The 23,069-nt window shown below is 71.1% G+C and carries 18 protein-coding genes and 1 pseudogene; 15 read left to right on the top strand and 4 right to left on the bottom strand.

Annotated features, from left to right (window positions below):
• Positions 1-72 precede the first annotated feature (72 nt).
• The 6 genes from ilvC to LCH29_RS21300 all read left to right on the top strand — a co-directional run bounded on the left by ilvC (position 73) and on the right by LCH29_RS21300 (position 6,565).
• Positions 73-1,071: a ketol-acid reductoisomerase gene (ilvC, locus tag LCH29_RS21325; protein WP_446463342.1), complete on the top strand. Its 999-nt coding sequence runs from the start codon at positions 73-75 to the stop codon at positions 1,069-1,071.
• 273 nt (positions 1,072-1,344) lie between these two features.
• Positions 1,345-2,946 (top strand): phosphoglycerate dehydrogenase, encoded by a 1,602-nt coding sequence (gene serA, locus LCH29_RS21320; RefSeq protein WP_123107773.1) that lies wholly within the window; start codon positions 1,345-1,347, stop codon positions 2,944-2,946.
• Positions 2,947-3,155: 209 nt separating this feature from the next.
• A complete protein-coding gene (locus LCH29_RS21315; protein ID WP_446463341.1) occupies positions 3,156-3,818 on the top strand; it encodes a TetR/AcrR family transcriptional regulator in 663 nt (220 codons plus the stop codon).
• Positions 3,819-3,852: 34 nt separating this feature from the next.
• Complete coding sequence (locus LCH29_RS21310) at positions 3,853-5,358, top strand: MFS transporter (RefSeq protein ID WP_446463340.1); 1,506 nt, start codon at positions 3,853-3,855, stop codon at positions 5,356-5,358.
• A gap of 109 nt (positions 5,359-5,467) precedes the next feature.
• The gene (locus LCH29_RS21305; RefSeq protein ID WP_446463339.1) at positions 5,468-6,052 is read left to right on the top strand and encodes a Uma2 family endonuclease; all 585 of its coding nucleotides are present in this window, start codon (positions 5,468-5,470) and stop codon (positions 6,050-6,052) included.
• 33 nt (positions 6,053-6,085) lie between these two features.
• Positions 6,086-6,565: a serine hydrolase gene (locus tag LCH29_RS21300; RefSeq protein WP_446463338.1), complete on the top strand. Its 480-nt coding sequence runs from the start codon at positions 6,086-6,088 to the stop codon at positions 6,563-6,565.
• 9 nt (positions 6,566-6,574) lie between these two features.
• Here the strand turns inward: LCH29_RS21300 and LCH29_RS21295 are convergent, their stop codons facing one another.
• Entirely contained in the window at positions 6,575-7,867 is a 1,293-nt protein-coding gene (locus LCH29_RS21295; RefSeq protein ID WP_446463337.1) for a PucR family transcriptional regulator, read from the bottom strand.
• Positions 7,868-8,034: 167 nt separating this feature from the next.
• Between LCH29_RS21295 and LCH29_RS21290 the strand changes: the two genes are divergently transcribed.
• The 3 genes from LCH29_RS21290 to LCH29_RS21280 all read left to right on the top strand — a co-directional run bounded on the left by LCH29_RS21290 (position 8,035) and on the right by LCH29_RS21280 (position 11,220).
• Entirely contained in the window at positions 8,035-8,961 is a 927-nt protein-coding gene (locus LCH29_RS21290; RefSeq protein ID WP_446463336.1) for a proline dehydrogenase family protein, read from the top strand.
• 58 nt (positions 8,962-9,019) lie between these two features.
• Positions 9,020-10,651 (top strand): L-glutamate gamma-semialdehyde dehydrogenase, encoded by a 1,632-nt coding sequence (gene pruA / locus LCH29_RS21285; RefSeq protein WP_446463335.1) that lies wholly within the window; start codon positions 9,020-9,022, stop codon positions 10,649-10,651.
• Between the two features lie 446 nt (positions 10,652-11,097).
• Positions 11,098-11,220, top strand: a complete 123-nt coding sequence (locus LCH29_RS21280; protein WP_446463334.1) for a hypothetical protein — start codon at positions 11,098-11,100, stop codon at positions 11,218-11,220.
• A gap of 49 nt (positions 11,221-11,269) precedes the next feature.
• Here the strand turns inward: LCH29_RS21280 and LCH29_RS21275 are convergent, their stop codons facing one another.
• Positions 11,270-12,853, bottom strand: a complete 1,584-nt coding sequence (locus LCH29_RS21275) for a purple acid phosphatase family protein (protein WP_446463333.1) — start codon at positions 12,851-12,853, stop codon at positions 11,270-11,272.
• A 129-nt stretch (positions 12,854-12,982) separates the two neighbouring features.
• Between LCH29_RS21275 and LCH29_RS21270 the strand changes: the two genes are divergently transcribed.
• From LCH29_RS21270 to cimA, 3 genes are all read left to right on the top strand, one after another.
• Positions 12,983-14,020: a 3-isopropylmalate dehydrogenase gene (locus LCH29_RS21270; protein ID WP_446463332.1), complete on the top strand. Its 1,038-nt coding sequence runs from the start codon at positions 12,983-12,985 to the stop codon at positions 14,018-14,020.
• Positions 14,021-14,229: 209 nt separating this feature from the next.
• On the top strand, positions 14,230-15,315 hold the full coding sequence (locus LCH29_RS21265) for a branched-chain amino acid aminotransferase (RefSeq protein ID WP_446463331.1): 1,086 nt from the start codon (positions 14,230-14,232) through the stop codon (positions 15,313-15,315).
• Positions 15,316-15,627: 312 nt separating this feature from the next.
• Positions 15,628-17,226, top strand: a complete 1,599-nt coding sequence (gene cimA / locus LCH29_RS21260) for a citramalate synthase (protein WP_446463330.1) — start codon at positions 15,628-15,630, stop codon at positions 17,224-17,226.
• Positions 17,227-17,329: 103 nt separating this feature from the next.
• Here the strand turns inward: cimA and LCH29_RS21255 are convergent, their stop codons facing one another.
• Positions 17,330-17,887, bottom strand: coding sequence for a YceI family protein (locus tag LCH29_RS21255; protein WP_446463329.1), 558 nt, complete (start codon positions 17,885-17,887; stop codon positions 17,330-17,332).
• Between the two features lie 145 nt (positions 17,888-18,032).
• Between LCH29_RS21255 and LCH29_RS21250 the strand changes: the two genes are divergently transcribed.
• The 3 genes from LCH29_RS21250 to LCH29_RS21240 all read left to right on the top strand — a co-directional run bounded on the left by LCH29_RS21250 (position 18,033) and on the right by LCH29_RS21240 (position 22,700).
• Positions 18,033-20,432, top strand: coding sequence for a polysaccharide lyase 8 family protein (locus LCH29_RS21250; RefSeq protein WP_446463328.1), 2,400 nt, complete (start codon positions 18,033-18,035; stop codon positions 20,430-20,432).
• Between the two features lie 416 nt (positions 20,433-20,848).
• The gene (locus LCH29_RS21245; protein ID WP_063728229.1) at positions 20,849-22,432 is read left to right on the top strand and encodes an acyl-CoA carboxylase subunit beta; all 1,584 of its coding nucleotides are present in this window, start codon (positions 20,849-20,851) and stop codon (positions 22,430-22,432) included.
• 25 nt (positions 22,433-22,457) lie between these two features.
• Positions 22,458-22,700, top strand: a complete 243-nt coding sequence (locus tag LCH29_RS21240) for an acyl-CoA carboxylase subunit epsilon (RefSeq protein WP_446463327.1) — start codon at positions 22,458-22,460, stop codon at positions 22,698-22,700.
• A gap of 132 nt (positions 22,701-22,832) precedes the next feature.
• Here LCH29_RS21240 and LCH29_RS21235 read toward each other — a convergent pair.
• Positions 22,833-23,069 (bottom strand): annotated as a pseudogene (locus tag LCH29_RS21235) (ATP-binding protein); the annotation flags it as partial.

Here is a 23,069-nt window from a genome sequence, read left to right as displayed (position 1 = left end):
GACCCCCGAACCTTCACCCGCCCGCCCGTCATACGGTGGGACGCACAACCCACACGCTAGGAGAATCCCGAAGTGGCCGAGCTGTTCTACGACGACGACGCCGACCTGTCCATCATCCAGGGCCGCAAGGTCGCGATCCTTGGCTACGGCAGCCAGGGCCACGCCCACGCGCTGTCGCTGCGCGACTCGGGCGTCGACGTCCGCGTCGGCCTCCAGGAGGGCTCCAAGTCCAAGGCCAAGGCCGAGGAGCAGGGTCTGCGCGTGGTGAGCCCCGCCGAGGCGTCCGCCGAGGCCGACGTCATCATGATCCTGGTCCCGGACCCGATCCAGGCCAAGGTCTACGAGGAGTCCGTGAAGGACAACCTGAAGGACGGCGACGCGCTGTTCTTCGGCCACGGCCTCAACATCCGGTACGACTTCATCAAGCCGTCGGCCAACGTCGACGTCTGCATGGTCGCCCCCAAGGGCCCGGGCCACCTGGTCCGCCGCCAGTACGAGGAGGGCCGCGGCGTGCCGTGCATCGCGGCCGTCGAGCAGGACGCCACGGGCAACGCCTTCGCGCTCGCCCTCTCGTACGCCAAGGGCATCGGCGGCACCCGGGCCGGGGTCATCAAGACCACCTTCACCGAGGAGACCGAGACCGACCTCTTCGGTGAGCAGGCGGTGCTGTGCGGTGGCACCGCGGCGCTGGTCAAGGCCGGGTTCGAGACCCTGACCGAGGCCGGCTACCAGCCGGAGATCGCGTACTTCGAGTGCCTCCACGAGCTGAAGCTGATCGTGGACCTCATGTACGAGGGCGGCCTGGAGAAGATGCGCTGGTCGATCTCCGAGACCGCCGAGTGGGGCGACTACGTCTCCGGCCCGCGGATCATCAACGACTCCACCAAGGCCGAGATGAAGAAGATCCTCGGCGAGATCCAGGACGGCACCTTCGCCAAGAACTGGATGGCGGAGTACAACGCCGGCCTGCCGAAGTACAACGAGCTGAAGAAGGCGGACGAGGACCACCTCCTGGAGACCACGGGCAAGGAGCTGCGCAAGCTCATGAGCTGGGTCGACGACGAGGCGTAAGCGCCCGGACGGCGCGGCGGACCGTGCCCCGGGTGTGGCGGGGGTTCCCTGGAACCTCCGCCACACCCGGTTCGGCTTTGTCCGCCGCGCACCACCACGTGCGGGTGATCCTGCCGCATTGGCGCATTACACAGGCCCGAGCGCTACTACACTTTCCTGCAACAAACGCGTCAGGCTCACAGCGTCGTGCGTCTCCCACGCGGCTGGAACCCTTCACCGCCTGCGGCCGTCGGGACGGCCGTCCGCTGAGGACTAGTGAGGACTGAAGACCACGTGAGCACTGCTTCCCCCGGTAAACCTGTCGTACTCATCGCCGAAGAGCTGTCGCCCGCCACGGTCGACGCCCTGGGCCCGGACTTCGAGATCCGGAGCTGCAACGGCGCGGACCGAGACGAACTGCTTCCCGCCCTTGCCGACGTGGACGCGATCCTCGTCCGCAGCGCGACCAAGGTCGACGCGGAAGCCATCGCCGCGGCGAAGAAGCTGAAGGTGGTCGCCCGCGCGGGCGTCGGCCTGGACAATGTGGACGTCTCCGCCGCCACCAAGGCGGGCGTCATGGTCGTCAACGCGCCGACGTCCAACATCGTCACCGCCGCCGAGCTGGCCTGCGGCCTGCTGGTCGCCACCGCCCGCAACATTCCGCAGGCGAACGCCGCCCTGAAGAACGGCGAGTGGAAGCGCAGCAAGTACACCGGTGTGGAGCTGAGCGAGAAGACCCTCGGCGTCGTCGGCCTCGGCCGCATCGGCGTGCTGGTCGCCCAGCGCATGTCCGCCTTCGGGATGAAGATCGTCGCGTACGACCCGTACGTGCAGCCCGCGCGCGCCGCGCAGATGGGCGTGAAGCTGCTCACCCTCGACGAGCTGCTCGAGGTCTCGGACTTCATCACCGTCCACCTGCCCAAGACCCCCGAGACGGTCGGCCTGATCGGCGACGAGGCGCTGCGCCGGGTCAAGCCGGACGTCCGTATCGTCAACGCCGCCCGCGGCGGGATCGTCGACGAGACGGCCCTGGCCGCGGCCCTCAAGGAGGGCCGGGTGGCCGGTGCCGGTCTGGACGTGTTCTCCAAGGAGCCGTGCACCGACTCCCCGCTGTTCGAGTTCGACAACGTGGTCGCCACCCCGCACCTGGGCGCCTCCACCGGCGAGGCCCAGGAGAAGGCGGGCATCGCGGTCGCGCGCTCGGTTCGGCTGGCCCTCGCGGGCGAGCTGGTCCCGGACGCGGTGAACGTGCAGGGCGGTGTGATCGCCGAGGACGTACGCCCCGGGCTGCCGCTGGCGGAGAAGCTGGGGCGGATCTTCACCGCGCTCGCGGGCGAGGTCGCCGTCCGGCTCGACGTCGAGGTGTACGGCGAGATCACCCAGCACGACGTCAAGGTGCTGGAGCTGTCCGCGCTCAAGGGCGTCTTCGAGGACATCGTCGACGAGACCGTGAGCTACGTGAACGCCCCGCTGTTCGCGCAGGAGCGCGGCGTCGAGGTGCGGCTGACCACCAGCTCGGAGTCGACCGAGCACCGGAACGTGGTGACCGTGCGCGGCACCCTGGCCGACGGTGACGAGGTCTCGATCTCCGGCACGCTGGCCGGTCCCAAGAACCTCCAGAAGATCGTCGCGGTCGGGGAGTACGACGTCGACCTGGCGCTCGCCGACCACATGGCCTTCCTCCGCTACACGGACCGTCCGGGCGTCGTCGGCACGCTCGGCCGCATCCTGGGCGAGGCGGGCATCAACATCGCGGGCATGCAGGTCTCGCGTGCCGCGGTGGGCGGTGCCGCGCTGGTCGCGCTGACCGTGGACGACACGATTCCGCAGAGCGTGCTCACCGAGATCGCCGAGGAGATCGGCGCCACGTCGGCCCGTTCGGTCAACCTGGTCTGAGCCGTGTAGCGCCTGCGCGTCTTCAAGGGCCCGGCCTCCGCTTCCCGCGGGGGCCGGGCCCTTTCGGTTCCCCGGCGGGTTCTTTTTCATCATGTGTTGAATAAGGTGGCGAACGGCGCTACGCTCTCAGCTATGTGGAGAATTTTTCTCCACATAGCTCCGTGTATGCCCTCCGCAGGAGACCCGCCGTGTCCGATGACGCTCCCCCCATGCGCGCCGACGCGCGCCGCAACCGCGAGCAGATCCTGCGCGCCGCCCGTGAGGTCTTCGCCGATCAGGGTCCGGACGCCCCGCTCGACGAGATCGCCCGGCGCGCCGGGGTCGGCATCGCCACCCTCTACCGGCGGTTCCCCACCCGCCCCGACCTCTTCCGAGGCGTGGCCGCCGAGGTCTTCACCGCCGTGGACGAGGCCGCGCGGCACGCCGTCGCCACGGAGGGCGACCCGGCCGACGCCCTGCGGCGCTTCATGCACGCCGCCCTCGACCTCAAGATCGGGTCGGTGGTACCGGCACTGCTGGGCCACACCGCCGACGAACTCTTCGGCCGGATGCGCGGCGACGCCGCCGACCCCGTCTGGACCGTCGACCGCCTCCTCGCCCGCGGCCGTGCGGCCGGTGCGATCCGCCCCGACGTCGTCTTCGGCGACATCGTCCTGATGATCATCCGGCTGACGCGGCCGTTGCCCGGCGGCGGCCGCATCCCGGACGACGACGCCCTCGCCCACCGCCAGCTCGACCTGTACGTGGACGGGCTGCGCCCCACCGGCTCCCCGCGGCCCACCACCGCCCTCGGCGGCCCGGCCGTGGACGCCGCCGCCTTCACCCACATCCGGGAGCGCGTGATCGACGACGCCCGTGCCGACGTCGACTGATCACGTCCGTACGCACCCTCAGAAAGGCACCCTCATGTCCGAGCCCTCAGCCATAGCGCCCGCCGCTCCATCGTCGGAGGCCAACCCCCGGCGCTGGCTCGCCCTGCTCTTCATCGGCCTCGCCCAGCTGATGATCGTTCTCGACATCACCATCGTGAACATCGCCCTGCCGTCCGCCCAGCGCGATCTGGGCATCTCCGCCGGTGACCGGCAGTGGGTCATCACCGCGTACACCCTGGCCTTCGGCGGCCTGCTGCTGTTCGGCGGCCGGATCGCCGACTACACCGGCCGCAAGCGCGCCTTCCTGGTCGGGCTGATCGGCTTCGCCGGGGCCTCCGCGCTCGGCGGCGCCGCCCAGGGGCTCGGGATGCTCCTCGGCGCCCGTGCGCTCCAGGGCGTCTTCGCCGCGCTGCTCGCGCCGTCGGCGCTGTCGCTGCTGGCCGTGAACTTCACCGAGGCGCGCGAGCGCGCCAAGGCGTTCGGCATCTTCGGCGCGATCGCGGCGGGCGGCGGCGCGATCGGCCTGGTCCTGGGCGGGCTGCTGACCGAGTACCTGGACTGGCGCTGGTGCCTGTACGTCAACGTGCCGATCGCCGTCCTCGCGGCCTTCAGCTGGTCCGTCCTGCCCGCAGACCGGCCCGCGGCGGAGCGGGCGCGCTTCGACATCCCCGGAGTGCTGCTGGCCGTCGCCGGTCTGGTGTCGCTGGTCTACGGGTGCAGCGAGGCCGAGTCCGAGGGCTGGGACTCCCGGCTGGTGACCGGGCTGCTCATCCTGGGCGTGGTGCTGCTCGCCGCCTTCGCCCTGGTGGAGCGGCGCGCCGCCCATCCGCTGCTGCCGATCCGGGTGGTCGCGGACCGTACCCGGGGCAGCGCCTATCTGGCGGTCGGCATGTCGGTGGTCGGCATGTTCGCGATGTTCCTCTTCCTCACCTACTACATGCAGATCGTCAAGGGGTACTCGGCGCTGGTCACCGGCGTGGCCTTCCTGCCGATGACCGCGGCGGTGCTGGCCGCCGCGGGCGGCGTCGCGGCCCGCCTCATCCCCAAGGTGCCGCCGCGGGCGCTGGTGGTGCCCGGTCTGCTGATCGCGGCCACCGGGGTGGCGCTGCTGGTCCCACTGGACGCCACCAGCTCGTACGCGGCGGGCGTGCTGCCCTCCGAACTCCTCGTCGGCTTCGGCATGGGCCTGGTGATGGCCCCCTCGATGAACTACGCGACCCACGGCGTGCGGCCGCAGGACGCGGGCATCGCCTCCGCCACGGTGAACACGGCTCAGCAGATCGGCGGTTCGATCGGCACGGCGATGCTCAACACCATCGCCACCAGCGCGACCTCCGACTACCTGCGCGAGCACGCCCGCCGCATGACACCGGAGACCGCCAAGGAGGGACTGGTCGAGGGCTTCTCGCACGCGTTCGTCTGGTCGTCGGTGATCCTCACGGCGGCAGCGGTGGTGGTGGCGGTCCTGATGAACACCCCGCGCCCGCCCCGCGACACGTCCCCCCACGGCGCCCCGTCCGCCGCCGTACATCTCGGCTGACCTCGATCGTCAACGCCGGGGCCGCCCGTCACCCGTGTGAGGGGTGGCCCAGGCATTCCGGCCCGCTAGGCTGGGCTGCGCGGCAAGAATCTCGTCCATGGGAGTAACCATGACTGCTGAACCGCTTCCGGCCTGGGTGTTTCCGCCCCCGGGCGGCTTCACCGCAGACGACCTTGACCGTATTCCGGATCTCCCGCCGCACACTGAGCTGATCGACGGGAGCCTCGTTTTCGTGAGCCCGCAGAGGCGTTTTCATTCGCTGGCGATCACTCTGCTGGAGAACGGGCTCAGGGCCTCGGTACCAGAGTCGCTGCGCGTGTGCCGCGAGATGACGATCACCCTCAACAGCGGCAACCGCCCCGAGCCCGATGTCTCCGTGGTGCGGGCCGAGGCGGTGACTGCTGAGGCTCGGGAGACGGGCTTCGACGTCGCCGATGTCGTCCTCGCGGTGGAGGTTGTATCGCCAGAATCACAAGCCCGCGATCACAACCGCAAGCCCCAGCTCTACGCTGAGGCGGGGATCCGACACTTCTGGCTGGTTGAGCACGGTAAGGGCCGCCATCCGGTTGTCCATGTCTACGAGCTGGACCCGGTGACCGGCTCCTATGTCCCCACCGGCATCCACCACGACCGGCTGAAGCTCACGGTCCCGTTCGACATCGACATCGACCTCACCGAGATCGACCGGATGTGAGGGTCGGGCCCGCCTCGCGCAGCACCGCGGCCCGTGTGGCCGTACGCGGATCGGCGCATCCGACGAGGCCCCCTCAGCCCGCCATCTCATACGCGTAGTCGGCGAGAACGCGCCCGCCGCCCCCGCGCAGCCGTCCAGTTCGCCCGGTGGCTTGACCCACAGTTCGACCCGTCGGTCTCCGGAGCCTCGGGCGAGATCATCTCGACCACCCGCGATCTGAACGTCTTCTTCCGCGCCCTGCTACGCGGCGAACTACTGCCCCCTGCCCAGCAGAAGGAGATGTTCACCGGGCGCGACCTGGGCGACGGCAAGTCCTACGGCCTCGGCATCAGGTCGCAGAAGCTCACGCCGTGCGGCGTGACGGTCTGGGGGCACTCGGGCGAGATCCTCGGCGCGGTGAGCCGAACGGCGGCCACCGCCGACGGGGAACACGTCATCACGCTCAACCAGAACGGGGACTGGGGCGACGACGCCCTCGAACAGGCGGCCATCGAGGCGGAGTTCTGCGGCTGAACACCGCCCCTACCGGAGCCGGGCCGCCTTGAGGGCCATGTGGAGGAGCAGCCGGTCGTCGCCCGCGTCGAGGTCCAGGCCGGTGAGCTGGCGCACCCGGGAGAGGCGGTAGTAGAGCGTCTGCCGGTGGATCCCGAGGACCTGGGCGGTACGGCTCGCCTGGCCCGCGCAGTCCAGGAACGTCTCGGCGGTGCGGGCCAGTTCCGCGTGCGCGCGCTCCAGCAGGGGGCGTACGGCGGCGTCGGGGGCGGTCGGGGGGAGCGTGGCCAGCAGCCGGTACGGGCCGATGGCCGTCCACTCCGCGATCGGGTCGAGCCGGGCGTCCGCCCGCGCGGCCCGGGCGGCGGCCAGCGCCTCGCGCCAGGCGGCGGGCAGCTCGTCCAGCCCGCGCCGCGCCTCGCTGACCCCGGCGGAGCTCTCCCGGCCGCCGCCGCACGGGAGGTCGGCGCCGTGCGGATCGGCGGCCCGGGCCGTCCCCGCGGCGCCGGGCGCGTGGAGGGGATGGGCGGGCGGCGCGCTGTCGGCGGCGGCCGTGCGGGGCGAGCGGAGGAGCTGTTCGGCGGTGGCCCGGGCGGGGGCCAGGGAGGTGGGGGCGCGCAGCCGGACGAGGGCGGCCAGCGCCGTCTCGTCGGGGATCACACAGGCCGCGGCGATGCCCGGCAGATGCGGGAGGCGCGGATGGTCCTCGTCCTCGCCCGTGTCCGGCACCCACGGCAGGACCGCGACCAGGGCCAGCGGCCCGTCGGCCGCTCCGCGCAGCGCGGTGTGCAGGCCCGAACAGGCCGCGTCGCGGGTGGCCGGCGGGCCGGTGAGCAGTTCGCGCAGCAGCTCGCCCAGCTCCTCGCCGGCCCGCGCCTCGGCCGCCAGCAGGGCGCCGATCCGGGCCGTGGTCTCCATCGCCCGGACCAGCCGCGGGTCGGGGGGCGGCCCGGCGGGGCCGCCGAGCTCCAGGTCGGAGAGGTGGCCGTCGTCCAGCAGCCAGACATAGCCGTGGACGACGCCGCGGTGCCGCACCGGCAGGCAGATGCGGCCCATGAAGACCCCGGCCCCCGGGTCCGGCGGGATCCGCAGCGGGGCCTGCGCCCGGGCGATCCCGAACGCCTCGAACCAGGCCCGCACCGCCGCCGTGGAGCGACGCTGGAGGATGGAGCGGGTACGGACCGGGTCCAGCGTCGGTTCCTCCGCGTCGTCGCTGTCCTGCGCCCCGAAGGCGATCAGCGCGAAGTCGCGGTTCTCCAGGGTCGCGGGCGCGCCGAGCGTCGCGGTGATCTCGTCCACCAGCTGTTGATAGTCCTCGCGCATGGCGCCCCGGCCTCCTTCCCAAACGGTGACCTCAGCCTCTCATACAGGTGTCTGAGATCCCGGACACGGATGCGTGACAGCTGTCGATGGCCCCGATTCCGCGCGATCCTTAAGTTTCACGGTGAGTTGTTGGAGCCGTTCACCGGCCGTCATCGTGGAGGTGCCCTGTGCTGGGACCCGTGCTGCTTGCCGCTTCGCGCAGTGCTGCCATCCGTCGGATCGTCTCGGCGGCGCCGGTCACACGCCCCATGGTGGATCGATTCGTCGCCGGTGAGCGGCTGGCCGAATCCATGGCGGCGGTGCGGGGGCTCACCTCGCGCGGCCTGGAGGTCACCCTGGACCACCTGGGGGAGGACGTTACCGACAGGTCCGAGGCGCTGCGCAGCCGGGACGCCTATCTGGCGCTGACCGAGGCGCTCGCCGGGGAGGGGCTCGGGGCCCGCGCGGAGATGTCCGTGAAACTCTCCGCCTTCGGCCAGGCGCTGCCCGGAGGCCATGACCTCGCGCTCGCCAATGTGACGCCGGTCGTCGAGGCCGCCGCGGAGGCCGGGACGACGGTCACCCTCGACATGGAGGACCACACCACGGTGGACTCCACCCTCGCGATCCTCGGCGAGCTGCGCACCCGGTTCCCGCAGACCGGCGCGGTCGTCCAGTCGTACCTCTTCCGGACCGAGGACGACTGCCGCGCGCTCGCCGGGGAAGGCTCGCGGGTACGGCTGGTGAAGGGCGCGTACAACGAGCCCGCCTCGGTCGCCCACCAGGACAAGCGCGAGGTGGACCGGGCCTTCGTGCGCTGTCTGAAGATCCTCATGTCCGGCGAGGGTTACCCCATGATCGGTTCGCACGATCCGCGCATGGTCGCCATCGCCCAGGACATGGCGCACCGCCTGGGCCGCAAAAAGGACGAGTACGAGTTCCAGATGCTGTACGGCATCCGTCCGGCCGAGCAGGAACGGCTGGTCGCGGAAGGTCACCGTATGCGGGTTTACGTCCCGTATGGAACAGACTGGTATGGGTACTTCATGCGGCGGCTCGCCGAGCGCCCCGCGAACCTCGCGTTCTTCCTGCGCTCGCTCGTCGGCCGCGGCTGACAGCCCTCGGCTCACGACCACCACGACGACCCTCACGACAAAGGAGACAACGGCCATCATGGACGCTGTGACCCAGGTCCCCGTGCCGGTGAACGAGCCGGTGCACACCTACGCCCCCGGCAGCGCCGAGCGCACCCGTCTGGAGGCCAAGCTCAAGGAGCTGGCCGACAACCCGATCGATCTGCCGATGACCATCGGCGGCGAGAAGCGCCTGGGTGGCGGGGAGCGCTTCGACGTCGTACAGCCGCACAACCACGCGGCCCGCCTCGGCACCTACGGGAACGCCACCAAGCAGGACGCCCAGGACGCGGTCGACGCGGCGCTGGCCGCCGCCCCCGGATGGCGCGCGCTCAGCTTCGACGACCGCGCGGCGGTCATCCTCAAGGCCGCGGACCTGCTGTCCGGCCCGTGGCGCGAGACCATGGCCGCCTCCACCATGCTGGGCCAGTCGAAAACCGCGCAGCAGGCCGAGATCGACACGCCCTGTGAGCTGATCGACTTCTGGCGCTTCAACGTCCACTTCGCCCGCCAGATCCTGGCCGAGCAGCCGGTCGCCAACGCCCCGGGCGTCTGGAACCGCACGGACCACCGGCCGCTGGAGGGCTTCGTCTACGCGATCACGCCCTTCAACTTCACGGCCATCGCGGGCAACCTCCCCACCGCCCCCGCGCTGATGGGCAACACGGTCGTGTGGAAGCCCTCCCCGACCCAGACCCACGCCGCCGTGCTGCTGATGCAGCTGCTGGAGGAGGCCGGGCTGCCCAAGGGCGTGATCAACCTGGTCACGGGCGACGGCAAGGACGTCTCCGAGGTGGCGCTGACCCACCCGGACCTCGCGGGCATCCACTTCACCGGCTCGACCAAGACCTTCCAGTACCTGTGGAAGACGGTCGGCAACAACATCGAGAACTACAAGACCTACCCGCGGCTGGTCGGCGAGACCGGCGGCAAGGACTTCATCGTCGCCCACCCGTCCGCCGACCCGGCGGTGCTGAAGACGGCGGTGACCCGCGGCGCCTTCGAGTTCCAGGGCCAGAAGTGTTCCGCCGCCTCGCGCGCCTACATCCCGCGCTCCCTGTGGGAGAACGGCTTCAAGGAGGAGCTGGCGGCTGAGGTCAACGGGCTGGCCATGGGGCCGGTCACCGACCTCGGCAACTTCATGGGCGCGGTCATCGACGACCGGTCCTTCGCCAAGAACAAGGCGGCGATCGACCGGGCGAAGTCCGACCCGACGATCGAGATCGTCGCGGGCGGCACGTACGACGACAGCGAGGGCTACTTCGTCCGCCCGACCGTCCTCGTCTCCACCGACCCGGAGAACGAGATCTTCAAGGACGAGTACTTCGGCCCGATCATCGGTGTGTTCGTGTACGAGGACGCCGAGTACGACGCGATGCTGGAGCAGATGGAGTCGGCGTCGGCCTACGGCCTGACCGGCGGCGTCATCGCCCAGGACCGCGCCGCGGCCGCCGCCACCTGCGAGGCGCTGCGCTTCGCGGCCGGCAACTTCTACATCAACGACAAGCCCACCGGTGCCGTGGTCGGCCAGCAGCCCTTCGGCGGCGGCCGCGCGTCCGGCACCAACGACAAGGCGGGCGCGAAGCAGAACCTGATGCGCTGGACCTCCACCCGCTCCATCAAGGAGACGATGGTCCCGCCGACGGACTACCGCTACCCGCACATGGGCTGACCCGCCCGGCGCACCCGCGCCCCCTGGGCCCCGCCCCCGATCTGGCTGCGAGCCGGTCGGGGGCGGCGTGCGTGAAGAGGGGGTGAAACGGCATAAACCTGTGGACGCCCGAGGCGCGCGAATGCTAGCGTCTTGCATTCAAGTCAGCGTTATTTACCGCAGTTTACGTCGATAACCAGCCATGGTCGAGGTCGGACGGGGGTCGGCCTCGGCCATGACTCGTCTCAGATAGTAGGACGTCCGACTAATTGTGCAGACACTGACGCTCTGCTCCCTTACTTTTGTGGAAGCCGAACGTCCCGCTCCATCGAGCGACGGCGGACGCGGCCCGGTGCAACCGCGCAGGTGACCCCTGCCGCACCCAGGCCCCCGCCCCTTTACGGCAGCCACCTTCTCGGGGATTCCACCCGGCCGCGCGCCGGGGTTCAGCAGAGGAGACGTGAACCATGGCCGAGCAGACCATCCGCAGGGTCCGCCGCAAGAGCGACGACACCGACCGGCGGAACGCCGCCGCCGCGCTCCAGCGCGCGCTCGACCGCCGCGACAACGGCGGCTCCACCGGTCACTGAGCCGCGGGACGGCCTTCCGGGCCGCTTCTCACAGCCCCCGGGGCGCTTCTCACCTCCCTCGGGGCGGGGCGATGTCGAAGCGGTCCACCCGCTCCCCGGACTCCGCCAGCGCCGTGACCATCATGCGCGGCACCGGCCCCGGATCGACCTCCACCGCGAGGAACGAGAAGCCGGTGTAGCGGACCCGTGACCACTCCACGGTGTCCTCGTTCTTCTCGCCGTCCTTCGTCCAGTGGTAGCTCTCCACCTCGTCGAGGTCCTTGACGTGCCCCTCGTAGCTGTCGGGCACCGGGAACTCGTACAGGTCCGCCCCGGCGCCGCCCGCCGTGACGTACACGATCCCGTCCCGCGCGGGGTCCACGTGCTCGCCGATCGGCACCTTCTTGGCCACCTTGCCGCCGCGGATGGCGTCGGTGCGCTCGTAGACGTGGTTGTGGCCGTTGACGACCAGGTCCACGCGGTGCTTCTCGAAGATCGGCACCCAGGCGTCGCGCACCCCGCCGTCCGAGGCGTGCGAGCTGGTCGTGGAGAACGCGCAGTGGTGGAAGAAGACCACCAGGAAGTCGATGCCGGACCGCTTGCGCAGCTCGCCCAGGCGGCGGTCCAGCCAGCGGGTCTGGTCGCCGCCCGTGTAGCCCTTGTTGGCGGGGATCTCGTAGCTGACGTCATTGGCGTCCAGCGCGACGACGCCCACGTTGCCGTAGGTGAAGGAGTAGACGCCGGGCGCCTTGCGGGGGTCGGGCCCGTTGTCCGGCAGGGACCAGCGGGCCAGCTGACCGCCGTAGCCGTCGGGGGAGTACCACGCCTCCATGTCGTGGTTCCCGGTCGTCACCATCCACGGCACGCTCGCCGCGACCGAGTCGGTCTGGGCGAGGAAGGAGTCCCAGACCCGGGCGTCGTACAGGTCGGACTTCTTGCCGTGGCCGGTGGTGTCCGCGTAGCAGATGTCCCCGGCGTGCAGATGGAACGACGGATTCTGGCCCAGGATCAACTGGTCGTTGGCGAGCGCGTCATAGCTCACCCCCTGGTCGCCGAAGGCGGTGAAGACGAACTTCTCCGGACGCTCGGGCGCCGTGCGGAACGTGCCCAGCGAGGAGAAGTGGCGCGGATCGGCGGGGTCGTAGCCCTCGTGGCCGACGCCGTAGTAGTAGGTGACGCCGGGGTGCAAGCCGTCCACAGCGGCGTGCAGGTAGTACTGGTCGACCGCGGGCAGCTTGTCGCCGAGCGAGGGGGTGTGCAGATGGCGGACCTCGGCCTCGACCTTCCGGGACAGATCCGTCGGCCGCAGACCGATCCGCAGGTACGGCCGCTTCACCGCGAACGGCACCTGCCAGGAGACCCGCATCTGCGTCGTCGGGTCGGCGCCGAGAGCGAGGTGGCGGCCGAAGGGGGCCACCAGGGCGCCGTTCACGTTCGGCGCCTTGGTGCGGGGGGCCGCTGCGGGCGCCGGGTCGGGCTTGACGGCGGGGGCGCAGCCCGCGCCGCCCAGCGCCACCGCGGCCGCCCCGGCCGTCGCGGCGCCCCCGCGCAGCACCCGTCGGCGGGGGAGGGCGTCGCGCAGGTACTCGTGTTGCTCCGCCATGGTCATCCGGCTCGCGAGCGGCTCCGGGATGCCGAACCGTGGTGTATGCATGATCCGGAATCTCCCCCGCGCGGGCGACTCCACGCCGTACTCCGGGTGAACGCGGCCTGACCGATGAACGATCTGTCCGTATGGCGGACGACCGATGTCATGGGGTGGGACGAGGAGTAGGGTCCGGGTATGTCTCGCAGCATTCGCCTCGCAGTGATCCCCGGTGACGGTATCGGCCAGGAAGTCGTGGCCCAGGGCCTCAAGGTCCTCGGCGCCGCCCTTCCCCAGGACGTGAAGCTGGAGACCAAGAGTTACGACCTCGGCGCCCGGCGCTGGCACGCCACCGGCGAGACCCTGACGGACGCCGAGCTGGAGTCGCTGAAGGACCACGACGCGATCCTGCTGGGCGCGATCGGCGACCCGTCGGTCCCGTCCGGGGTGCTGGAGCGCGGGCTGCTGCTCAAGCTGCGCTTCGCCTTCGACCACTACGTCAACCTGCGTCCGTCGAAGCTCTTCCCGAACACCACGACCCCGCTGGCCGGGCGCCCCGACATCGACTTCGTCGTCGTCCGGGAGGGCACCGAGGGCCCGTACGTGGGGAACGGCGGCTCGCTGCGGACCGGTACCCCGGCCGAGGTCGCCACCGAGGTCAGCCTGAACACCGCGTACGGCGTCGAGCGCGTCGTCCGGGACGCGTACGAGCGCGCCAACAGCCGCCCGCGCAAGAAGCTGACGCTCGTGCACAAGAACAACGTCCTGGTGCACGCCGGTCACCTGTGGAAGAACATCTTCGACACGGTCGGCGCCGAGTACCCCGACGTCACCACGGACTACCTGCACGTCGACGCCGCGACGATCTTCTTCGTCACCCAGCCCGAGCGGTTCGACGTGATCGTGACCGACAACCTCTTCGGTGACATCCTCACCGACCTCGCCGCCGCCGTCACCGGTGGCATCGGGCTCGCCGCGAGCGGCAACATCAACCCCTCCGGCGCCTTCCCGTCGATGTTCGAGCCGGTCCACGGCTCCGCGCCGGACATCGCGGGCACCGGCAAGGCCGACCCGACCGCGACCATCCTGTCGGTGGCCCTGCTCCTCCAGCACCTCGGCTACGCGGACGAGGCGGCCCGCATCGAGGCCGCCGTGGCCGAGGACCTCACCGAGCGGGACGCGGTGCGTACCACCGACGAGATCGGCGACGCGCTCGCCGCCCGAGTATCCGGCTGACCCCAGCCTGTGCCCGTGCGCGGCTGGGGTGCGACCATCGACCTTGGGCCGCGCACTTTCGCACGCATCCGTAACTTGACGGCCCCACGTCGGCGATAATCGCTCGTGGGGCCGCCGTGTGGAGCGGGAAGCTTGGACGTCCTAGTACCGATCACGGGCAGGATGGTGTGAGCGCGGTCCGCCACAACGGAAGTGAAGGACTACCACGAATGACGACGCCCTCGATCGAGCTCAAGCCCTCCTCGCACCCGCTCTCCGTCGCGGAGCGGGAGGAGATTCTGGCCAACCCCGGATTCGGCCGCCACTTCACCGACCACATGGTGACGATCAAGTGGACGGAGGGCCGCGGCTGGCACGAGGCCCAGCTCGTGCCCTATGCCCCGCTGTCGCTCGACCCGGCGAACATGACGCTGCACTACGCGCAGACGATCTTCGAAGGGCTCAAGGCGTACCAGCAGCCCGACGGGACCGTGGCCACCTTCCGCCCCGAGCAGAACGCCGAGCGCTTCCAGGCCTCCGCCCGCCGCATGGCGATGCCCGAGCTGCCGGTCGACCTGTTCCTCGCGGCCTGCGACGCCCTGGTCACCCAGGACCGGGCGTGGGTGCCGGGCAGCGGTGAGGCATCCCTGTACCTGCGGCCGTTCATGATCGCGACCGAGGTGGGTCTGGGCGTCCGGCCCGCCAACGAGTACCTGTTCGTCGTGATCGCCTCCCCGGCGGGCGCCTACTTCCCGCGCGGCGTGCACCCGGTCTCCGTCTGGCTGTCCGAGGAGTACGTGCGGGCGGCCCCCGGCGGCACCGGCACCGCCAAGGCGGGCGGCAACTACGCCGCCTCGCTGGTGGCCCAGGCGCAGGCCGCCGAGCAGGGCTGCGACCAGGTGGTCTGGCTGGACGCCATCGAGCGCCGCTGGATCGAGGAAATGGGCGGCATGAACCTGTACTTCGTGTACGGGAACCGCATCGTCACCCCCGAGCTGTCCGGTTCGCTGCTCCCCGGCATCACCCGCGCCTCCCTGCTGCGGATCGCCGAGGACCTCGGCTACGAGGTCGCCGAGGGCCGGATCTCGGTCGACGACTGGCGCGAGGGGAACGCGGACGGCAGCCTCACCGAGGTCTTCGCCTGCGGCACCGCGGCCGTCATCACCCCGGTCGGCTCGGTGAAGTCCGCCCGCGCGAGCTGGACGGTGGCCGACGGGCAGCCCGGCGAGGTCACGACGAAGCTGCGCAAGGCGCTGCTGGACATCCAGACCGGCGCCGCCCCCGACCCCCACGGCTGGCTCCACCGCGTGGGCTGAGCCCTTCTACGGGGGGAAAGCCCGCATCCTGAGACGGATGGGAGCACGGAGGCGGAATTGTGCTTGACTGCCTCCGTGCTCTCGTTCGCCACGATTATTGGCAGCAGGCGCGCCGGTCCGCAGTGATCGCCCCGTACGACCCGGTACGACGCGACCACCGTGCCCCAGACCCGCGCGCAGACCTCTCGCACCCGCGAGGGGTCTTTTCGTTTTCCGGACCATCCCACCGGATGCGGAGCGTGCGGGACCATGGAGGGCGCGGAACCGGATATTCCGGTAGCCCCAGATCCATCCGACAGGAGCCAGACCACCATGAAGGATCGGCCCGACGACAGCTTCCACGTCTTCGACACCACGCTGCGCGACGGCGCGCAGCGCGAGGGCATCAACCTGACGGTCGCCGACAAGCTCACCATCGCCCGTCACCTGGACGACTTCGGCGTGGGCTTCATCGAGGGGGGCTGGCCGGGCGCCAACCCGCGGGACACGGAGTTCTTCGCCCGTGCCCAGGCGGAGATCGACTTCAAGCACGCCCAGCTCGTCGCGTTCGGCGCCACCCGCAAGGCGGGAGTGAAGGCCGAGGACGACGCACAGGTCAAGGCGCTGCTCGACTCGGGCGCCCCGGTGATCACCCTGGTGGCCAAGTCCCATGACCGCCATGTGGAGCTGGCCCTGCGCACCACGCTGGAGGAGAACCTGGCGATGGTCCGCGACACCGTCGCGTACCTGCGGTCCCAGGGCCGCCGGGTGTTCCTCGACTGCGAGCACTTCTTCGACGGCTACCGCGCCAACGCCGACTACGCCAAGCGGGTCGTCGCCACCGCGCACGAGGCGGGCGCCGACGTGGTGATCCTCTGCGACACCAACGGCGGCATGCTGCCCGGCCAGATCGACGCCGTGGTCCGTACCGTCCTCGCCGACACCGGCGCCCGCCTGGGCATCCACGCCCAGGACGACACCGGCTGCGCCGTCGCCAACAGCCTGGCCGCGGTCGACGCGGGCGCCACCCACGTCCAGTGCACCGCCAACGGCTACGGCGAGCGGGTCGGCAACGCCAACCTGTTCCCGGTCGTCGCCGCCCTGGAGCTGAAGTACGGCCGCCGGGTGCTGCCGCCCGGTGCGCTGGAGGAGATGACCCGGATCTCGCACGCGATCGCCGAGGTCGTCAACCTGACGCCGTCGACCCACCAGCCCTATGTGGGAGTCTCCGCCTTCGCCCACAAGGCCGGACTGCACGCCTCCGCGATCAAGGTCGACCCGGATCTGTACCAGCACATCGACCCCGAGCGGGTCGGCAACACGATGCGGATGCTGGTCTCCGACATGGCGGGCCGCGCCTCGATCGAGCTGAAGGGCAAGGAGCTGGGCATCGACCTCGGCGGCGACCGGGCGCTGGTGCAGCGGGTGGTCGAGCGGGTCAAGGAGCGCGAGCTGGCGGGCTACACGTACGAGGCCGCCGACGCCTCGTTCGAGCTGCTGCTGCGCGCGGAGGCCGAGGGCCGGGCCCGGCGCTACTTCCGGGTCGAGTCCTGGCGCGCGATCGTCGAGACCCGCCCGGACGGCACCCACGCCAACGAGGCGACGGTGAAGCTGTGGGCCAAGGGCGAGCGCATCGTCGCCACCGCGGAGGGCAACGGTCCGGTCAACGCGCTGGACAAGGCGCTGCGCGTGGGCCTGGAGCGGATCTACCCGCAGCTCGCCAAGATGGAGCTGGTCGACTACAAGGTCCGCATCCTGGAGGGCAAGCACGGCACGGAGTCCACGACCCGGGTGCTCGTCTCCACCACGGACGGACAGGGGGAGTGGTCCACGGTCGGCGTCGCGGAGAACGTGATCGACGCCTCCTGGCAGGCGCTGGACGACGCGTACGCGTACGGGCTGCTGCGGGCCGGAGTGGAGCCGCAGGAGTAGCCGCCGGTACGCGAGGTTCCGCGGCCCCGGCAGAACCCTTCGGGGGTGTAGCCCTGCCGGGGCCGCGGAGTGTGCGGGGGTGAACCGAGCCCTGAAGGCGGATTCAGCCCTGTGCGGTGTTCTTGATCGCGGAGATGTCGAAGGTCAGCTTGGCCTTGTCGCTGACCATCACCCCGCCGGTCTCCAGTGCGGCGTTCCAGGTCAGGCCCCAGTCGGAGCGCAGCAGCTCGGCACGGCCCTCGAAGCCGACGCGCTCGTTGCCGAACGCGTCGGTGGCCGAGCCGTTGAATTCGAGGTCGATGGTGATCGGGCGGGTGACGTCCTTGATGGTCAGGTCGCCGGTGATCCGGTAATGGTCCTCGTCGACCCGCTCCGCGGCGGTGCTGCGGAAGGTCATCAGCGGGTAGGTCTCGGCGTCGAAGAAGTCGGCGCTGCGCAGATGGGCGTCGCGGTCCGCCTTGCCGGTGTCGACACTGGCGATCGTGACGTCGATCGAGGCGGTCGAGCGGGACGGGTCGGCGCCGTCCAGGTGAAGGGTCCCCTCGTGTTCGGGGAAGGACCCGCGGACATTGGTGACCATGGCATGCCGCACCGTGAAGCCGATGCTGCTGTGCGCGGGATCGACGGTGTAGTCCCCGGTCAGTGCGGTGAGATCCCCCATGGCTCCTCCTTGACGGATATTTTTGTTCAATATTGAACAAGGGTGAGAGTAGACCTCTTCGGTTCAAACCTCAACATCCGTGGCGTATGGAAGACGGAGAACCCGGGCATCACCCCACCGCCCGTCCGTCCCCGCAGGAGGTCACATGCCACCGCGCCCGCTCAGACCCTGGTCCCGGCGAGGCTTCCTGGCCGCGGCCGCCACCGGAGCGTTATCCCCGGCCCTGGTCCCGGCCCTGCCCGCGCCCGCCGCGCACGCCGCCGCGCCGGACTTCGCCGCCCTGCGCCGCCGCTGGACCGACCTCACGCTCGGCACCGGCTACGACCCCGCCGCCGAGCCGTACGCGGCCCGCCTCGCCGAGACCGGCCGCCTGGCCACCCGGTTCCGGACGAGCATGGCGCCCGCCGCCGCCTCGCTCTGGCCCGATCAGCCCTTCGACCCGCCCGCGGGCATCACGCAGAGCTACCAGCGGCTGAACACCATGGCCCAGGCGTACGCCCAGCCCGGCACCGGCCTCACCGGCGACCCCGGTCTCGCCGACGACGTCGCCCGCGGCATCGACCACCTCGGCGCCACCGTCTACAGTCCCGCCACCACCCGCTACGGCAACTGGTGGGAGTGGCAGATCGGCAGCCCCCGGCTGCTCCTGGACACCCTCACGATCCTGTACGACCAGCTCGGCGACGAGCGGCGGGAACGCTGTCTGGCCGCCGTCGACCACTTCGTCCCCGACACCATGCTCGGCGAGTACACCGGCACCAGCACCGGCGCCAACCGGGTCGACCTCTGCCGCGTCGTGGCCCTGCGCGGCATCCTCGGGGCGGCGCCCGCCAAGGTCGCGCTCGCCCGGGACGCGCTCTCGCCCGTCTTCCCGTATGTGACGCAGGGCGACGGGCTCTACGCCGACGGATCGTTCATCCAGCACACCTGGGTCGCCTACTCCGGCACCTACGGCTACGTCCTGCTCGACGGCCTCGGCCGGCTCTTCGCCCTGCTCGCCGGGTCGGAGTGGGAGGTCACCGACCCCAACCGGCGGATCATCCTGGACAGCGTGGAGCACGCGTACGCCCCGCTGCTGCACGACGGGCTGATGATGGACGCCGTCTCCGGGCGGGCCGTCAGCCGCGGCGTCCAGGTCAATGACCCGCGGTCGATCCTCCAGAGCGACCATCAGCGCGGCCATCTGTTCCTCGCCGCCATCGCCCTGCTCGGCGCGGGCGCGGACGATGCCGCGCGGGAGCGCTGGAACGGCATGGTCAGGGGCTGGATCGCACGCGACACCAGCAACCCCGTGCTGACCGACCCGCAGTTCGGCGTCGCGGACCTGGCGCGGCTGGCGGCCGTGGCCAAGGGGCCGGGCCCGGCACTGCCCGAGCCCGTGGGGCACCGGCTGTTCCCGGCCATGGACCGGGCCGTGCACCGGCGTCCCGGCTGGACCGCCGCCCTGGCCATGGCCTCGGACCGGATCGCGTACTACGAGAACGGCAACGGCGAGCACCCGCGCGGCTGGCACACCGGCGCCGGAATGCTCTCCTGGTGGGCGGGCGAGGGCACCGCGACCCAGTACACGGACGCCTTCTGGCCCACCGTCGACCCCTACCGGCTGCCCGGAACCACCGCCTCCGCCCGGCCGCTCGCCGACAACGAGGGCGGCGGCTGGGGCGAACCCAAACCCGCCGCGCGGTGGGTCGGCGGCACCACCGACGGCGAGTTCGCCGCCATCGGCCAGGAGTTGCGCGGGCTCGGCTCCACCCTGCGCGCCAAGAAGTCCTGGTTCTGCGTGGCCGACGCGGTCGTCTGCCTGGGTGCGGACATCACCGCCCACGATGGCGCGCCCGTCGTCACCGTCGTCGACAACCGCAACCTGGGCGCCGACGGCACCCCCACCCTCACCGTCGACGGCGTCCCCCAGCCCGCCGCACCGGAGCGGACCCGCACCTTCCGGCGGGCGCGCTGGGCCCATCTCGCCGGGCACGGCGGCTATGTGTTCCCCGGCGGCGCCACCCTCCACGCCCGGCGCGAGGCCCGCACCGGCTCCTGGCGGGACATCAACACCGGCGGCTCCCCGGGCCCCCTCACCCGCCGCTACCTCACCCTCTGGCACGACCACGGCACCGACCCCGAGGGTGCGTCCTACGCCTACCTCCTGATGCCGGGCGCGGGCCCGGCCGCCCTCGCCGCCCGTGCCGCCGACCGCCGCTGGCTGACCGTGCTCGCCAACTCGGGCGCCCGGCAGGCCATCGCCATCCCGTCGCTCGGCGTCACGGCGGCCACCTTCTGGGCCCCGGGCACGGCCGGTCCGCTGACCGCGGGCGCCCCGGCGAGCGTGCTGCTGCGCCGTACCGTACGGCACACCGCACACCTCGCGATCGCCGAGCCGCTCCGGACCGGGGAGCCGTTCGACGTGCTCTGGGCGCATCCGGTGCGCGCCGTGACCGCCCACGACGCCACGGTCGAGGTGCTGGCCACCGGCGGCGCCCTGCGGCTGCGCGTCACCCCCGGCACGGCCTGCGCCACCCACCACTGCGAGGTCGCCTTGCGCTAGGGGGTGTCTCGCCGATCATGCCGGGCTCGCGACGCCTGGCACGGCACCTCGCGGCCCCGCGCTCGTCGCGCGCAGCGCCGCTGCGCTCTCCTCACGCGGGTTGCGATGCTCCCCCAGCTACCGCTGGGCGGTGCCCCCTGCACCAGACGCCGCTCGCTGATCCGGCCTGATCGACAAGACACCCCCAGGCGAGGCCGACATCCGCCCGGCTGCCGACCATCCGGGTGGTCGGACCCCGCCGGTTACGGTGCGTCGCCCGAAAGATTGTGGGGTGCCGACAGGGCTCCTCACCCTTGGGGGTGCCGGGTAAGGGGAAATCCGCTGTCCAGTTCTGTTCCGCCTGCCCACGAAAACGGGCCCGACGTTGTATGGAATTGACATGCGTTTCCGGGGGTCAGGGAACGTACCGTCGTTCCATGACCAATCTCGAAGGTGCGCCCGAAGAGGCGAGTGACGTCCGCGGGCGCGTCGCCGAGCTGCACGCGATCCGCGAGCAGGCTCGGCGCGGCCCGAGCGAGCGGGCGACCGAGGCCCAGAAGGCCAAGGGCAAGCTGACGGCTCGCGAGCGGATCGATCTCCTGCTGGACGAGGGGTCCTTCAACGAGGTGGAGCCGCTGCGGCGGCACCGCGCGACCGGATTCGGGCTCGAGGCGAAGAAGCCCTACACCGACGGGGTCGTCACCGGCTGGGGGACCGTCCACGGGCGGACGGTGTTCGTGTACGCACACGACTTCCGGATCTTCGGCGGGGCGCTGGGCGAGGCCCACGCCACCAAGATCCACAAAATCATGGACATGGCCATCTCGGCCGGGGCGCCGCTGGTGTCCCTCAACGACGGCGCCGGGGCCCGCATCCAGGAGGGCGTCTCGGCGCTCGCGGGCTACGGCGGCATCTTCCAGCGCAACACCAAGGCGTCCGGCGTCATCCCGCAGATCAGCGTGATGCTCGGGCCGTGCGCCGGTGGCGCCGCCTACTCCCCGGCGCTCACGGACTTCGTGTTCATGGTCCGCGAGACGTCCCAGATGTTCATCACCGGACCCGATGTGGTCCAGGCGGTGACGGGGGAGAAGGTCACCCAGAACGGCCTGGGCGGCGCGGATGTGCACGCCGAGACCTCGGGCGTGTGCCACTTCGCGTACGACGACGAGGAGACCTGCCTGGAGGAGGTGCGCTACCTCCTCTCGCTGCTGCCGCAGAACAACCGGGAGAACCCGCCGGTCGCCGAGGCCGACGACCCGGTCGACCGGCGTGGCGAGTCGCTGCTCGACCTCGTCCCGGCCGACGGCAACCGCCCGTACGACATGCGCAAGGTCATCGAGGAGATCGTCGACGACGGCGAGTACCTGGAGGTCCACGAGCGCTGGGCGACCAACATCATCTGCGCGCTGACCCGGCTCGACGGCCAGGTCGTGGGCATCATCGCCAACCAGCCGCAGTCGCTGGCCGGGGTGCTGGACATCGAGGCGTCGGAGAAGTCCGCGCGCTTCATCCAGATGTGCGACGCATTCAACATCCCGCTGATCACCTTCCTCGACGTGCCCGGCTTCCTGCCCGGCGTCGACCAGGAGCACGGCGGGATCATCCGGCACGGCGCCAAGATGCTGTACGCGTACTGCAACGCGACCGTGCCGCGGATCTCGGTCATCCTGCGCAAGGCGTACGGCGGCGCGTACATCGTCATGGACTCCCAGTCCATCGGTGCCGACCTGACCTACGCCTGGCCGACCAACGAGATCGCGGTGATGGGCGCCGAGGGCGCCGCCAACGTGATCTTCCGCCGTCAGATCGCCGACGCGGACGACCCCGAGGCCATGCGCGCGCGCATGGTCAAGGAGTACAAGTCCGAGCTGATGCACCCCTACTACGCGGCCGAGCGGGGCCTGGTGGACGACGTCATCGACCCGTCCGAAACCCGTGAGGTCCTGATCCGGTCCCTGGCGATGCTGCGCGACAAGCACGCCGACCTGCCGTCCCGCAAGCACGGCAACCCGCCGCAGTAACGCCCACGAGGGAGACGAAGACACCGTGAGCACGCCCACCGACATCGCCGACACCGCCTCCGCGGCGGCCACCCTGGTCCGGGTCGAGAAGGGCCACGCCGACGCCGAGGAGCTGGCCGCGGTCACCGCCGTGCTGCTCGCCCGCGCGGCCGCCACCGCCGGGCACTCCCGTGACGGCGCCGCGGCCCGCCCGCGCCGCAGCGCCGCGCGCTGGCGCCGGCTGGAGCGCCGCCCGGCGTTCAGCGCCCCGCACAGCTGGCAGGGCTGACGCCCGCACCGCACACGCGAAATCCCCCGCTCTCCGATGGAGGGCGGGGGATTTCTCCGTATCCGATACCGGTGGATACCGGCGCGTTCCGGCTGGTTCCGGCGGGCCGGGGCCCGCCGGAACCGGGCGCGGCTAACGCAGCCGGGCCATCAGCGCGTGCTCGACCAGCGTGATCAGCGCGCTCTTGGCCTCGCTGCGGTGGCGCGCGTCCGTGATGATGATCGGCGCGTCCGGGCCGATCTGAAGGGCCTCACGGACCTCTTCGGGACTGTACGGCTGGTGTCCGTCGAAGCCGTTGAGGGCGATGACGAAGGGCAGGCCGGAGTTCTCGAAGTAGTCGACGGCGGGGAAGCAGTCGGCGAGTCGGCG

This window comes from Streptomyces sp. BRA346, assembly GCF_052851135.1.
Note: the sequence above shows the minus strand (reverse complement) of the source record. Positions and strands in the feature narration are given on the sequence as shown.